This window comes from Anabaena catenula FACHB-362 (assembly GCF_014698735.1).
In the GTDB taxonomy this organism is placed as follows: Bacteria; Cyanobacteriota; Cyanobacteriia; order Cyanobacteriales; family Nostocaceae; genus Anabaena; species Anabaena variabilis_A.
In genome coordinates this window covers 26,035-41,456 of record NZ_JACJTQ010000005.1, presented here as the reverse complement: position 1 = coordinate 41,456, position 15,422 = coordinate 26,035, and the positions used below count along the sequence as shown (strand labels likewise).

The window sequence follows — 15,422 nt, the reverse complement described above, 5'->3', positions numbered from 1 at the left end:
GCCCTCATCAAGCCCCAAACAGACTGCGCCCAAATAATTACAAGGACAGTATTTCATGAGTAATATCCAACTTTATTTTGCTAAAGCTTCTACTTTTTCCCAACGCACCCGTGTTGTTTTATTGGAAAAAGGGATTGAATTCACCGCGACTGAAATTGATTTACAACAGAAACCTGCTAATTTTACGCTAATTTCACGATATGGCAAAGTCCCTGCAATCAAGCATGGAGATATCGAACTCTATGAGTCTGCGATCATTAATGAATATTTAGATGAGGTATTCCCCGAACCACCTCTATTACCTCGTGATTCTGGAGAAAAAGCGATCGCACGTCTCTGGATTGATTACGCTAATACCCGCCTTGTACCTGCGTTTAACAAATTCCTCCGTGGTAAAGATACCCAAGAACAAGAACAGGGACGGGGTGAGTTTCTAGAAGCCCTATTGTACATAGAGCAAGAAGGATTAGGTGAGCTATCCGGTAATAGCCCTTACTGGTTAGGGGAGACATTTAGTTTAGTTGATATCAGCTTCTATCCTTGGTTTGAACGCTTACCCGTTCTAGAACACTTCCGCAATTTCACATTACCAGCAGAAACCCCTCGCTTGCAGAAATGGTGGGATGTAGTGCGCGATCGCAAATCAGTCCAAGCTGTTGCAAATCCTGTAGACTTCTATTTGGATAGATTCACCAAGATTCTTGGTCAACCACTAGCTGTTGGTGCGGCTCAAAAGTAGTCAGCAAAAAATCCATAAAGCTTTTGTAGGATGGGTTGGAAAAGCCACACAGTTCAGATCAGCCTCCCCTACCTAAACAAATAATTTTCCCAGGACTTACGCACAATTAATATCAAAACTAACCACACAAAACACAGAGAAATTAGAGTTGGAGAGGTTTTTTGCGTAAGTCCTATTTTCTTTAGCTGAATCCTATTGGCGTAGGAGGCAAATGATACAAAGAAATAGCATCGCTTCTCATTTAATCCACCGAATCTGATAGGATTCGGGGCGATTAAAATTAACTAATATATGTAATTTATATGGACTTTGAGTTGTTAAACTTAAAGGGTTGAATTAAACCAAATAGATGCCCTGTAGTTCCAGTTTATTTGTATATTCTGGCTAAATCGCTGATGATTTAACTCAAGTTATATTTTATATTGAGTTGATTCTTCGATAATGTCATGTCTATACAAACATTCTTAAGGTATATATCATTGGTAAATTCAACATTTTCTGTTGATAAGTTGTCTACAGAAAAAGCCAATTTAAAACATCAAATCCCAAAAAAACATGAACAGCTTTGTGAGACTGTGTAAAACCCTATTTGTTAGCACAGGAATTTGTTTGCTGTCTGTTCCTGCTACCTATGGAATACAACCAACACGATTGTTGACGGCTGAAACAACTTATAATCAAGCTAGTGCTTGGGGAGCAACCTATTATTTCACACTCAAATTACCAGCTTCGGCTGTTAATGTGCCACTGAAACAATTAGCTTTTACACAAGTAGAAGGTTTGGAAACCATTGACTTCGATGATAAAAACAGTATTGCCTTTGTAGAAACAAACGGACAAAGAGAAAAGCTAGGTGTCACCCTAGCCAAAAAAGGAAATCAACCGCAAACCCTCATTGTTACCTTTGACCAACCAGTTGCAGCTGGTAAAACAATCACTATCGGTTTAAAGCCTTTTCGTAATCCCACTTACGAAGGTATTTATCAATTCCGAGTACAGAGTTTATCTTTTGGTGAAAGGACAAATAATTTAGTTTTGGGTACTGCTCGCTTGCAATTCTACGGCAATACTGGCAATGAATAAATGAAAGTAATTCGATTAATTTGAGTTTATTTGTTAGGGAGAATGTATCCTATTTGGTTTGTTTAAGTAAGTGGGCGTTAAAAAATATAATATAAACCTAACCCCCCAACCCCCCAACCCCCTTCCCTACCTCTCCCTAACCCTCTCCTAAGAGGAGAGGGAAGCGGAAAAACTTTTGTTGCTGGAAGGGGGAGTCAAAGCCTCTGCCCTACCAGGGGAGCCAGTGCGTTGCGGGGGTTCCCCCCGTTGTAGCAACTGGCGTGAGAGGTTTGGAGAGAGGTTTTATATTTAATTGTGCCAAGCTACTTAAGACGATTCCCAATTATGGTGATCAGCACAAGTATCAACCAAAATTTGAGGAACATTCTCCTTTTTGAGTTGCAAAGTCATATTTTTTTCTTGGTCATTTTTAAGTGTTTCCAGAGAAGTTGAATTTGTTTATAAGCATCTTCAGAGGAAAGTTTACCACCAGTTTGTAGACCGCAAATATAGTTTACGCGTTGAGAAAAATCTTGAAGTTGAGCATTAAAAGCTACATTTTCTGATTCCAACTGTCCATGATATGGACTACGAGGATAAAGAAAATCAGATAGTTCAGAGAGCAAATCAGAGTATTGATTCATAGATACCTTTAGTTGCTATAAGCTAATTCTTTGACATCAGGTTGAGACTTATTAACAGCTTGTACAAATTCTATTAAAACTTCTTGTAGGCGTTGTTCAATTTCTTCATCCAACTGCAAACTAGCATCAGCTTGAATTTGTATTTGCTTATCCACTGCATAAACTGTACTTAAAATATGCCTTGCACCTAATTCACCTAAAACTGGTTTTAGGGCATATTCTATTGATAATAAATGAGCGATTGTCCCACCAGTCGCTAAGGGTAGGATAATTTTACCCGTCAAAGCTTTTTGTGGTAATAAATCTAAAAATGCCTTGAGTACACCAGTATATGCAGCTTTATAAATTGGTGTGGCAATAATTACACCACTTGCCTGTTCTAGCAGTGCTTTTGGTTTTTCTAAAGCTGCGCTATTGTAACGTCCATAAACTAAATCCTCAGCAGGTAAATCTCGCACAGAAATAATATCTGTTTCTAAGCCTTGTTGGGAAATAAATTGAGTTGCATATTCTAAAAGTCCATAGCTTTTAGAAGGATGAGAAGGACTACCAGCAATTGCTAAAATATAAGCCATATTACAAAAACCTCTAATTTGAATTATTTTCTCTTTGGATTGCCTATGCTTGATTTTTATCAAAGATTTAATCTACAGTGGCAACAGCTTTTTCTTTAACTTGCTGTTTCGGAAATTCCCGGTTAGCAACAATCTCGCCAAAAGGACTCAATAGCTGTGGTTCTACTGTTGGTAAATTATCTAAAGGTAAACGAGGAAAAAGCAATTCAGCTACCCGATAAGCTTCTTCTAAATGAGGATAACCAGAGAAGATAAAAGTATCAATACCCAAGTCTGCATACTCCTCCATTCTTCTAGCAACGGTATCGGGATCACCTACTAATGCAGTTCCCGCACCACCCCGAACTAAACCAATTCCTGCCCATAAATTTGGGCTAATTTCCAAAGCTTCACGACTACCGTTATGTAATTCCTTCATCCGCTGTTGTCCGACGGAATCCATGCGGGCATAAGCTTGTTGGGATTTAGCGATCGCATCTTCATCTACATAACGAATCAAATCATTGGCTGCTTCCCAAGCTAGACTCTCTGTTTCTCTAACAATGACGTGTAACCGAATGCCAAAACGTAATGTTCTACCTTCTGCTGCTGCTAATCGTTGTAAATAAGTAATTTTTTCAGCAACTTGTGCAGGAGGTTCACCCCAAGTTAAGTATACATCAACGTGTTTAGCAGCAATTTCTTGGGCAATAGGAGAAGAACCACCAAACCACAAAGGTGGATAAGGTTTCTGCACATTGGGAAATAGTATTTTCCCTTCTTTGATATTGAGGTAATCACCTTCAAAGTTGGCAACTTCACCCGCAGCTATTTCCCGCCAAACTGTTAAAAACTCATCTGTAAGTTTATAGCGATCGTCATGATTTAGGTGCAAACCATCACCAGCTAATTCAACAGGATCACCACCTGTAACTACATTAATTAATAACCGTCCGCCAGAAATTCTATCAAAAGTAGCCGCCATTCTTGCAGCTATTCCTGGTGACATCAACCCTGGACGTATAGCCACCAAAAACCGCATTTTTTTAGTATGAGTTACTAAACTTGATGCCAAAATCCAAGCATCTTCACAAGAACGACCTGTAGGTAATAAAGCACCTGTATACCCTAATTGATCAACTGCTTGGGCGATTTGTCGCCAATAATCAAAGTTGACTGATCTTCCGCCTATAGCAGTTCCTAAATAGCGTCCGTCGCCATGAGTGGGAATAAACCAAAGTACTTGCATGGTTCTTATTTAAGGTGGCTGTAAAACTTTTAAATTCTTTATTTACAAAAAATCTATCGATTAACCGTAGTATGTATGTGATGTTTAAGATTATTACATGATGAGTTCAGAAAAGCAATACTTTTATAAAAAAGCACCGTAACTTTATCGGTTATATGTGGATTTAGATTTGACATTGCCTTAACCCTTTAAATAACTGGGGTTCCACTGCAACCAGTAATTCTCCAAAGCTTTAGCAACTATATCAGCCAGCTTGCCGAATAAGGCATATATTAAAATGCTCAAGACTACAATATCAGTTTGCATAAATTCTCTAGCATTCGTTGCCATATAACCAATTCCAGAATCAGCAGCAATTGTTTCCGCGACAATGAGTGTCAACCACATAATCCCTAAAGAAAAGCGCACACCCACCAAAATCGAAGACATAGCCCCTGGGAGAATAATTCGCCAGAATAAACCCCAAGTATTTAAACCGTAAATTTTACCCATTTCAATCAATCCGTGGTCAACACTGCGAATACCATGAAAAGTATTTAAATAAATGGGAAACATTACACCCAAAGATACAAGAAATAATCTCGCCTCATCGCCAATACCAAACCACAAAATTACCAGGGGAATTAATGCTAAGTTAGGAATGTTGCGAAGCATTTGCAGGGATGTATCTAACAACTTTTCAGCAATTGGAGAAATACCATTAAGTAAACCTAAACTAAAGCCTATACTCCCTCCCAGTAAAAAACCAGATATTGCCCGTAGAGAACTAATACCAATATTTCTGAAAAGTTCACCCGTTTGAGCCAATTTAATAGCAGCACTAACAACTGCTAAAGGTGCTGGTAATATTCTCGTGGGAATAAAACCAATAGCAGACAAGAATTGCCATAATATAATTATTGTTATCGGTACAGCCCAAGGGATGAATGATTGAAAATAGCGATTCTTTATAAACTTAAAATGGAATTTCTTCTTTCTTGTTGTATGGCGTGATGAAAAACTTGTAGATGAAGAAGAAAGTTTCATAACAACTTATTAAGTAATGAGGAGGATAATTAATGGTGGGTTTTAGCCACCCTTCTAACGGAAGAATTAGAACAAATACAGGTTATTTTTTACTAATTCTTTGTGGTGTAATAGCTGCATACTGTTGAGAAGTTAAAACCGATTCTCTAATGGCAATCTTTTTAGGAATAACTCCTTCTTTATAAAACAAATCAGCAATACGTTGTTGTTCAGCAATCAGAGATGAGTTAATTGGGCGGATACGGAATGTACGTCTACGAACTACTACTCCTAATAGTGACGGATCAAGTTTTAATTCAGGTGCAAGAATTTTCACAACCTCATTAGGATTAGATTCTGCCCATTCTCCTAACTTATCTACTTCTTCTAAAATTATTCGCACAACTTCCGGGTTGTCAACGGCAAAACTACGTCTAGCCATATAAAAACCACCCTGAGTAGCAATTCCTGAAGCATTTCTCAAAACACGAGCATTAGCAGTTTTTTGGACGAAGGCAATAGAAGGGTCCCAAGCTACCCAAGCATCAATTTTCTTTTGAATAAAAGCATCACGGGCTTCAGCAGGAGTTAAACTAACTGCTTGAATATCGCTATATTTTAAACCTACTTCTGCTAATGCTCTGAGTAGTAAATAATGTGATGCAGATCCCTTTTGAAAAACAACTTTCTTCCCTTTCAGATCCTTGACTGTTTTAATAGGAGAATCTTTCTGGACAACAATGGCACTACCTTCGCCCTTACTGGGTTTACGTCCAGCAATATAAGCAAGTTGAGCGCCAGCAGCTTGGGCAAATATAGGCGGTGTTTCTCCGACAGAACCAATATCAACTCTGTTGGCATTCATTGCTTCCATTAGTTGTGGTCCAGCAGGAAATGGAGACCATTCTATCTTGACACCTAACGGCTTCAGACGCTTATCTATTACTCCTTTGATCTTAACAATATCCCCAGAAGTTTGATAAGCAAGTCGCACTATTTTTGTTTTAATACCTGTTTTATTAACAGAAGTCGTGTTTTGAGCTTGAACTATATTACTAGCAATTGGAGCAGAAATAAAAACTAAAGCTAATGCTGAATATTGAACAAATTTATGTAGAATTGTGCTTTGTGGTAGCTGAAAATTCATGATTATGCTTCCTCTTTAGATTTTATATTTGTCAGTGGATAAATTATGTTGCTAATTATGTCGCTAAAACACAGAATCTAAAATGGGCGACTACCCGCTAAACTAATCCGTTTCATCACTCGACGTTGATTAGGATCAAAAGCTTGGCGGTAATGCAAAGTAGATTGATTATCCCAGTAGACAATATCGCCTACAGACCATTGATGTTGATAATAAAACTGCGGCTGGTGAAGATGTTCTCTCAACTGTTCAATTAATTCTGAACCTTCTTGGGGATCTAAACCGACAACTTCAACTTCAGTGGTGTAATCTAGATATAAAATCTTTTTACCACTTTCTGGATGCGTTCTTACTAATGGATGAGGAAAGACAGGACTAATTAGGGGAATACTCTGATCATGACGATATTTTGAACGTGGCACACCTGGTTTATTTAAAAATGGATTATAAGTAATCAACTGCAAATCTGCAATTCTGCGCTTTGTAAATTCATCCAAAGTTTCATAAGCTGAAATCAGATTTAACCAAGAAGTATCTCCACCTTTAGATGGAACTTCTAAAGCATAAAGTAGAGAACCACTAGAAGGATAGGGTGTCCATTTGTGATCAGAATGAAAAGCTAATTCACCTGTGCCTGTATAACCACCATCAACGTTAGAAACAGGAATTATAACTGGTGTTATTCCTGGCTGAGAAGCTAGAACTGGAATATCATCAGGTGGCACAAATAGTGAACCAAAGTTAAACGCAAAATTCAAGAATTGCTCATCATTAAGATTTTGATTTTTGAAGATGAGAATATGATAATCACGTAATGCTTGTTTAAGCTGTAAAATTACTTCAGGTGCAAGAGGGTTTCTAGCATCTAATCCAGTTACGATTGCGCCTAATGGTGCATTAATGGGAGTAATTTCAAAGTTGGTTAAAGTGAGTGTTGGCATAATCAAAAATTAAAGATTTAAAATGTTATGGAAAAAGTGCTATTTTTTAGCAAGTACTTCTTTGGGAGTAATTTCGGCATATTGCTCAGGAGTTAAAAACCCATCTCTGACATTTACTTTTTTGGGTATTAATCCTAGACTTAACCATTTATCAGCGACTTGTTGTTGCTTTTTGATAATTTCTTCGGTGATTGGCACTAATGCAAAATCATATTTACTGTGCATTTTTTCCAAAGTTGGTACATCAAGCTGAGTTGCGGAGGTGAGCAATTGAGCAATTTCTTTGGGGTGATTTTTAGACCAGACTTGTGCTTTCTCTAGTTCGTCCAAAAATACTTTAATTACTTCAGGGTTTTCTTCATAGAATTTGCGATTTGTAGTGTAAAAATTGTTAGTATCTCGCAATCCACCACTACCATCTATTAGTACTCTTCCTACTTTATTTTGTTCATTTCTAGTGACAAAAGGGTCCCAGATAAACCAAGCATCTACTTTACCTTGGCTAAACGCTGCATTAGCATCAGGAGGTGCTAGAAAAACTGACTCTACATCACTAAGTTTTAGCCCTTCTTTTTCTACGGCTCGCACTGTTAAGTAATGACCGATAGATGCTTTTTGGAAAGCAATTTTTTTACCTTTCAAATCTTTGAAACTTTTAACTGGAGAATTGACAGGAACTAAAAGAGAAACTGCCTTACCATCAGAAGAATTCGCAGCTAAGTATACAAGAGGTGTTCCAGCAGCTTGAGAAAACACAGGGGGTGATTCTGCGGTGGAAGCAATATCAAGTCCACCTGCATTTAAAGCTTCTAGCTGTTGAGGTCCAGCGGCAAATTCAGGCCATTCGACTTTGTAACCTAGAGGTTCTAATCGTTTTTCAAGAGTACCTTGTTTTTCTAAAACTGCTAAGGCTGTGAGTTGTTTAGAACGAACAATTCTGACTACTTTTTTACTAGTGCTATCACTAGAGGTAGATGTACTCGCTGTATTAGTTATGTTGGATGTAGATGAATTGGCTTGTTGCTGATTGTTATTTTGTGGAGTGCTGCAACTAAACAGTGTAGTTGATAGGACTAAGCTATAGCCAAAAGCAAATACGGCGTGACGACGAGTAATCCGTCGGCTTTTCCATGATGCAAATTTATCTTCCCAATTTGTCATGATTAAATTACCTTTTCTTTGTGGAGTAGGTTACAAAATTGCCAGCTATTTAAGAAATTGAGATGGCAATGAATTATCCGCCAACTGCTCTATTAATGCTTTACTATTTTGTCCATATTTATGAAAGTTTTATTTATTGAAGACGTTATAGGATGATAGTCATAATGTTGTCTCCAAATACTTTCTAATAAGGAACTAATAACGAAATTTATGCAGAAACTGAACTTAAGAAATAAGAAGATTCTGCTACTAATTCTTTTTGTGTCAATTCTTGCTTACCCATGACTCTGTCTAAAATACTCTCCACAGTTTTCGCAAACTTCGCGTTTCCTCTAGCCCGTGGTCGTGGGAGGTCAATTTCCACATTCATACTGATTTGACCGTTTTCAATCAAAACTACTCGGTCTGCAAGTACAACTGCTTCTTCGACATCATGGGTAATTAACAATGCTGTAAATCCCTGTTCCTGCCACAAACGTTCTAATAATTGCTGCATTTCAATTCTGGTGAGGGCATCTAATGCGCCCAATGGTTCATCTAACAATAATAAAGAAGGTTTACTAGCCAACGCCCTAGCTAAAGCTACCCGTTGCCGTTGTCCACCAGAAAGGACGGAAGGCCATTCATGAGCGCGGTCTTCTAAGCCCACTTCTCTTAACACTTTTAAGGCTGTTTGTTTGGCATAAACTTTAGAGTTAGAACCTAATAAACCTAGCTCCACATTTGCCAAAACTCGTTGCCAAGGTAACAATCTCGCATCTTGAAACATCATGCGGATAGTTGGATTAATACGCTGTTCAGTATATTGACCATTCAATAAAACATTGCCTTCACTGGGAGCATCTAGCCCAGCAACTAAGCGCAACATTGTACTTTTACCACAGCCACTCCGACCTACAATGGCTACAAATTCTCCAGGCTGAATCTCCAAATCAATTCCTTGTAAAACAGTTTTGTTTCCAAAAGACTTTCTCAGACCTTGAAGATTTAGTTGCATTCCTTTTATTTTATTAGTCATATTCAAAACCTCTCGTTTTAGATTTTTTACTAGTCAGTTAAGCAAGTCTGTTAACTAAAAATTAGCAGCGCTCGTGTAATGTTCTTTACAACCAAAGTTTTTACAATGTTTATCTAGTGTTTATTTATTTTTCAGCTTGAGAACACCTGTAAGTTGACAAACACTGATTTCTCAATTTGCTTGAGCGTCTTTTAAGCAAAAGCTTTAGTAAACAAGCATCTGGCACTGATATGATACCAATATGCTTGCTATTCAACTCTGTGCTGGGCATAATCTACGTTAAATCGGTAGGAATACCGTAGCTTTTTTAGTTTTGCACAATTAGATTAAAAATGCAAGTATTTTTTAGAATAAATGTACAAAAAAATCCCCACTTATCTATGGGGATTTACAACATTAAAAATGTTGACCATTAACTAATTAATTGCTCACGTCAAGTTAAATAATTTCTATTGAAGAGTCAAAGTAATTCGTAGTTGCAATCAGTGAGGAGATTGTACTCCTTTATAGCCAGTAATAGGTGATAGTCTGAGAAGTCTTTTGATGTCTAGGTTTTATATAAGTAGTCGGACAAAATTAAATTCATTAGTGGAGAGAGGGAACTCTTAACAGGAAAACAAACCGTGTAATTAATCCTGTCGAGGTACTTATGGCTTACGCTGTGCGTTAGCACTACAGTTGGTGTCCTAACCACCTTGACAGTTGCTATAATTACGAATTACGAATTACGAATTACGAATTACGAATTATTTGGTCATTTAACGTAATTCAAAACCCAAATTCTTCAAAACTTCCTGCAACCTATCTCGACCAGATAAAGACTCAGCAGTTGCTACCCGTTTACTAGAATGTTCTGACCAATCACCAGGAATATTCATATTCTGTGAAGCATAAAAATCTTTCATAATTTGATTGTAAAGAGAAATTCCCTGATCTTGTTCTGCAAGTTGATAAGTTTCCCGATGTAGGACTACCGATTGAGGCAAACGTGGTTTAATACCTACATTCACAATGGGATCAGGATAACCAATACATAATCCAAACACTGCAACTACATGAGGAGGTAAATTGAGTACCTGTGCTACCTCCTGTGGTTTATTCCGCAATGCACCAATATACACAGTTGCTAAACCAAGAGATTCTGCTGCTACTACAGCATTTTGCGCTGCTAATGCTGCATCTATCGCTGCCACCAGAAACATTTCTAAATAATCTAAACCCTCATGGGGTAGTCCGCGACTTTCGGCAATATGAGTTAGTCTAGCTAAATCTGCTAACCACACAAGAAACAAGGGACATTGGCGAATATGTGCTTGATTATTAGCTAGTTTTGATAATTCTTCTTTGCGATTTTCATCTTCTACTGCTACTACACTCCAAGTTTGGAGATTAGAAGAACTAGAAGCAGATTGTGCAGCAGCAATTAAAATTTCTAAAGTTCCTGATGGTAAAGCATCTGTAAGATATGCACGAATTGAACGATGGGATAACAACGTGGCTAAAGTATCATTCCAAGGCAGATTAGTACTAAATGCTTCTAACCCATAACGATGCTTGAGTGAATCAGTAGGATTGTTCATAATTAATTAGTCATTAGTCAGTGGTTGATAATTCTTCTTTTCCATTCCTAATTTATATTTTAGGCGAAAAAGCTGTATACTGTTCTGGGTTTAAAAATGCTTCTTTGACATCAATTTTGTTAGGAATCAATTTCAACTCATAAAACTTATCTCCAACTTTTTGCTGTTCGGCAATTAAGGCATCATCAATCTGCACAATACCAAATTTCTTTCTTTGGGTTGATTTTTTCATGGTTTCCAAATCAATACCTAAAATGGGAGAAAGAGTTTCTGCTACAGTGTCTCGATTTTTATCAGACCAATCCTCCAATTTTTGAATTTCTTCGAGAATGGCTTTGATAATTACTGGTTGCTCTGTAGCAAATTGACGACTAGCTAAATAATAACCACCTTGTTTAGTAATAGCTGAACCATCGATTAAAACACGAGCATCTGTATTTTTTTCTGCTGCCGCATAAAAGGGGTCCCAGATTACCCAAGCATCGATACTTCCCTTGACAAAAGCTGCTCTGGCATCAGATGGTGGCAAATAAATAGGTTTAATTTCACTGTACTTTAAACCAGCTTGCTCAAGGATTTGTACTAATAAGTAATGAGCGCTCGATCCTTTTTGAAAAGCAATATTTTTACCTTTCAAATCAGCTATTTTTTGAATAGAAGATGATTTTGGTACTAAAATTGCTGAACCTGCGGGACTTGGTGCAATTCCCGCAATATATGTGAGTGAAGCACCTGCTGATTGAGCAAAAATTGGTGGTGATTCTCCAGTATGTCCAAAATCAATACTACCAACATTCATTGCTTCTAAAAGCTGAGGACCAGCCGGAAATTCAATCCATTGAACAGATACTCCTTCTGGTTGTAAGCGTTTTTCTAAAACTCCCTTATTTTTAAGAAGAATTGCTGATTTTTGATAGCCAAATCTGACTAACGATGCTTTAGCTGGAGTTGGATTATTAGAAGATACAGAAATACTATTACTGGCATTATTGGCTGTGCAAGCCGCAAATAAAAAGCTGAGGCATAAGCCAGTAATAAAAGAGCCAAAAATGCGAATCTGTCTGACAGATAATAACTGCTTTTGACCATCAAGTCTAAAAAGTATTAATCTTTTTAACTGCTGAAAAATTCTGTTCATCATCAAAATTAAATTCTCTACAAACATTTTGTAATGTAAATCCATCTAAAAAGTAAAGCTGGTACGGAGAGCGCCTACCCAAATTGGTTCATTGGCAGCATTATGTTCTGGCGTGGTAATCAGATAAAAAATTGGAGTGACACTAATATTGTCATTTACTCGAAAACGATAAAAGGTTTCGATGTGTAAAGATGTATCTTTATCTTCTCGTCTTTCTCCAGCTACCTGAAAACTATTACTTGTGACTTTGGGTGGAACTCCGACAGTAATTCCTCCCACATTACCTTGTTTAAATAAATCAGGAAATGAAAGAGTAAGCGCCCCATTGATAATTGTTGCATCATTGTCACCGCCAACTTCTTGATGAGCAAGGGTGTAACCAAACCAACCACCTAAATGAAACTTAGAACTGGTTTTCCAATTAAATTGCAAACCAAAGTTATCAGATGTTGTGGCATAGACAGTTGTAGAATTTAGTCTGAAGGGGTCTCTAGCAAAAGCACTACCTGTACCACCAGTGAGGTTATTTCCAGAATTCGTAGGAAAGTATTTGCGGGTGTAAGTCAGCCCTAAATCGAATTGCTTACTAGGAGAGAATGTGAGTTGAGCCAGTGCTGCTTGGGAACTATCATTGAAAAGTCCATTGTCAGGTTGATTTGCCTGAAAATTATCAGCAATGTAACTTAAATTTAGTTGTAATTTACTGTTAAACTTGTAGGCAATAGCCGCTCCTGCACCATCAAAGCCAGGTCTATAAACAGTCGGGTTAAATTGTCCAAACCGAGAAATACCACCTTGACTGGGACTACCATTTAAGGCGTTAAATGTAGGAGTTGTCGCCGGAAAATTGACGGTTCTCGGTCCTATCCAAACTGTAGCGTTTTTGCCGACTGGGAAACGATAATATAAGCTGGCAAGATATAAGCTACCATCTGTATAGTTAGCTGATTTATCTACGGAAAACCGAGTCATGTGCGTTCCCGTACTACTTGCCAAGTTAGGGATATTGTTGGCTGTGAGTCCAGTTGTTAATTGGTCTTTACCTGTAAAGCTAGTTTGTAAATTAAGCCTAGCTTGGTAAGATAAAAAAGTATTAGTATTATCTTGGGTATCATCAGCAGAAGTATTATTCGCTCTGTCACCAAAGGTATCAGCTGTTAAGAATATAACTTCACCTATCAATTTGGTTGTTGTTGAGAATTGATTAGCTTCTATCTCTGCTGCTCGTGCTTCTAAGCTATCTAATCTTCCCCGTAATTGAGCTATTTCTGGACGAAATTCCTCATTTAATCGTTCTAGAGTTGCTAAATCTTGCTTGGTAGCAATATTAGTTGTAGATGATGCAATAAGTTTGGTAACTTGATCTAAGCAAGCATTTAACCCTGCTGCAAATTCATAGCGAGAGAGAGAGCGATTCCCTCGATACTGACTATCAGGATAACCAACAATACAACCGTATTTTTCTACTAAAGATTGCAAAGCTTGAAAAGCCCAGTCAGTGGGTTGAATATCGGAAAGTTGGGATACAGATGTAATTGAAGATTCGTTAGTTTCTAATGTGTTTTGGGCAAATATTAGAGTAGCTTTTTCATTAGCAATAGTTTTTTTACTATCTAGCAAGAGTAGTATTCCCAGAAAAATTGGCAAAGTGAACAATAATTTCCAAATAGGTTTTTTCATTTTGATAACCACACACACATAATTTAATCCGGTACGAAATCACAACCAATTTCGCCTTCACATAGGGAAAGTATCAAAATTTCTCGGAAAGAATTTTTTTATAAAAGGTCTACTCTCGATAAATTTTGTATTTGTAATGACATGAAAGCCTATAGTAGTGACAAAATTACCTTATTTAAAATAAATACGGTAAATTGATCGAGTTACTGTAGTTTATTTGATTAAATAGCACTATTTCACAAAAAATGTATAATTTGAGTATTTATGGATACATTTTTTCTAACTTTACATTATTTGTTACAAAGGGTTGTCTATCTCAGCAGTGTATGATAGTATACGGTTTCAGACTTTAACTCCGGTAAGCCAATAGATTTAAAGTAGTTACATAAGATAGGCATATCTTTAGTTTTTGTAGCAAAATGTCATTAATGAGAATTATCCAAACATTATGAAATACAACCAACTTGGTGCAAGCGACCTTAAGGTTTCAGAAATTTGTCTAGGAACTATGACCTATGGGCATCAAAATACTATTGAAGAAGCACATCAACAACTAGACTATGCTGTTACCCAAGGAATAAATTTCCTAGATGCTGCTGAAATGTATCCAGTCCCCCCTCGTGGTGAAACCCAAGGAAAGACAGAGGCTTATATTGGTGAATGGTTGAAGAAACAGCAGCGAGATAAATTGATTGTTGCTACTAAAATTGCAGGACCTGGTCGTCCTTTTTCCTGGTTGAGGGGCGGAAATAATAAAGTTGACCGTGAAAATATCATACAAGCAGTTGATGATAGTTTGCAGAGATTACAAACTGATTATATAGATTTGTATCAAATTCATTGGCCAGATCGTTATGTTCCTACTTTCGGACAGACAAGTTATAATCCCGAATTTGAGCGAGAAACTGTGTCTATTGCTGAACAATTAAAGGCATTTGCTGAGGTTATTAAATCTGGAAAAATTCGCTATCTTGGTTTGAGTAATGAAACTCCTTGGGGAGTCAGTGAGTTTATTCGCATTGCTAATGAACTGGGATTACCTAAAGTTTTGACAACTCAAAATGCTTACAATTTACTCAATCGTAATTTTGAATCAGGTTTAGCGGAAGTTTCTCGTTATACAGATGTTGGTTTATTGGCTTATAGTCCGCTTGGTTTTGGTTTTTTGACTGGTAAATATATAGATAATCAACAATTAGAAAATACCAGAATATCTCTATTCCCAGGTTTTGGACAACGCTATTTAAAACCCAATGTTCAGGAAGCCGTAGCAGCTTATGTGGAAGTAGCTAAAAAGTATAATCTCACACCAGCCCAATTAGCGATCGCATTTGTTAAAAGTCGCTGGTTTGTGAAAAGCACGATTATTGGTGCAACAACTTTGGCACAATTACAAGAAAATATAAATAGTGTAAATGTAGTGCTTGAAAAAGAGGTTTTGGCGGAATTGGATGCAATTCATACTCGTTATCCAAATCCAGCACCTTAATCATTTTTTGTAAAA

14 protein-coding genes are annotated in these 15,422 nt (G+C 37.3%); 3 read left to right on the top strand and 11 right to left on the bottom strand.

All coding sequences use genetic code 11. The features are described 5' to 3' along the window. Window positions 1–55: 55 nt before the first annotated feature. Window positions 56–739, top strand: coding sequence for a glutathione S-transferase family protein (locus H6G68_RS05390; RefSeq protein WP_190905717.1), 684 nt, complete (start codon window positions 56–58; stop codon window positions 737–739). 555 nt (window positions 740–1,294) lie between these two features. Further along, a complete protein-coding gene (locus tag H6G68_RS05385; RefSeq protein WP_190905716.1) occupies window positions 1,295–1,822 on the top strand; it encodes a DUF2808 domain-containing protein in 528 nt (175 codons plus the stop codon). Window positions 1,823–2,208: 386 nt separating this feature from the next. Here H6G68_RS05385 and H6G68_RS05380 read toward each other — a convergent pair whose 3' ends face one another. From H6G68_RS05380 to H6G68_RS05330, 11 genes are all read right to left on the bottom strand, one after another. Then, complete coding sequence (locus tag H6G68_RS05380) at window positions 2,209–2,445, bottom strand: DUF7219 family protein (protein WP_190905715.1); 237 nt, start codon at window positions 2,443–2,445, stop codon at window positions 2,209–2,211. Window positions 2,446–2,453: 8 nt separating this feature from the next. After that, window positions 2,454–3,020: an NADPH-dependent FMN reductase gene (gene ssuE, locus H6G68_RS05375; RefSeq protein WP_190905714.1), complete on the bottom strand. Its 567-nt coding sequence runs from the start codon at window positions 3,018–3,020 to the stop codon at window positions 2,454–2,456. Window positions 3,021–3,087: 67 nt separating this feature from the next. Then, window positions 3,088–4,248: an FMNH2-dependent alkanesulfonate monooxygenase gene (ssuD, locus tag H6G68_RS05370; RefSeq protein WP_190905713.1), complete on the bottom strand. Its 1,161-nt coding sequence runs from the start codon at window positions 4,246–4,248 to the stop codon at window positions 3,088–3,090. Window positions 4,249–4,428: 180 nt separating this feature from the next. Further along, the gene (ssuC, locus tag H6G68_RS05365) at window positions 4,429–5,274 is read right to left on the bottom strand and encodes an aliphatic sulfonate ABC transporter permease SsuC (RefSeq protein ID WP_190905712.1); all 846 of its coding nucleotides are present in this window, start codon (window positions 5,272–5,274) and stop codon (window positions 4,429–4,431) included. An 82-nt stretch (window positions 5,275–5,356) separates the two neighbouring features. Beyond that, window positions 5,357–6,400 (bottom strand): sulfonate ABC transporter substrate-binding protein, encoded by a 1,044-nt coding sequence (locus H6G68_RS05360; RefSeq protein WP_190905711.1) that lies wholly within the window; start codon window positions 6,398–6,400, stop codon window positions 5,357–5,359. Between the two features lie 77 nt (window positions 6,401–6,477). Continuing rightward, entirely contained in the window at window positions 6,478–7,341 is an 864-nt protein-coding gene (locus H6G68_RS05355) for a TauD/TfdA dioxygenase family protein (RefSeq protein WP_190905710.1), read from the bottom strand. A 39-nt stretch (window positions 7,342–7,380) separates the two neighbouring features. After that, a complete protein-coding gene (locus H6G68_RS05350; RefSeq protein ID WP_190905709.1) occupies window positions 7,381–8,502 on the bottom strand; it encodes an aliphatic sulfonate ABC transporter substrate-binding protein in 1,122 nt (373 codons plus the stop codon). Between the two features lie 208 nt (window positions 8,503–8,710). Next, entirely contained in the window at window positions 8,711–9,520 is an 810-nt protein-coding gene (locus H6G68_RS05345) for an ATP-binding cassette domain-containing protein (RefSeq protein WP_190905708.1), read from the bottom strand. Between the two features lie 758 nt (window positions 9,521–10,278). Then, window positions 10,279–11,100, bottom strand: a complete 822-nt coding sequence (locus tag H6G68_RS05340; RefSeq protein ID WP_190905707.1) for an NADPH-dependent oxidoreductase — start codon at window positions 11,098–11,100, stop codon at window positions 10,279–10,281. A 52-nt stretch (window positions 11,101–11,152) separates the two neighbouring features. Continuing rightward, entirely contained in the window at window positions 11,153–12,241 is a 1,089-nt protein-coding gene (locus tag H6G68_RS05335; protein WP_190905706.1) for a sulfonate ABC transporter substrate-binding protein, read from the bottom strand. A 42-nt stretch (window positions 12,242–12,283) separates the two neighbouring features. After that, window positions 12,284–13,918, bottom strand: a complete 1,635-nt coding sequence (locus H6G68_RS05330; protein ID WP_190905705.1) for an iron uptake porin — start codon at window positions 13,916–13,918, stop codon at window positions 12,284–12,286. Window positions 13,919–14,366: 448 nt separating this feature from the next. On the opposite strand from H6G68_RS05330, the gene H6G68_RS05325 reads away from it, so the two are divergent. Further along, window positions 14,367–15,407 (top strand): NADP(H)-dependent aldo-keto reductase, encoded by a 1,041-nt coding sequence (locus H6G68_RS05325; protein ID WP_190905704.1) that lies wholly within the window; start codon window positions 14,367–14,369, stop codon window positions 15,405–15,407. The last annotated feature ends 15 nt before the right edge of the window (window positions 15,408–15,422 follow it).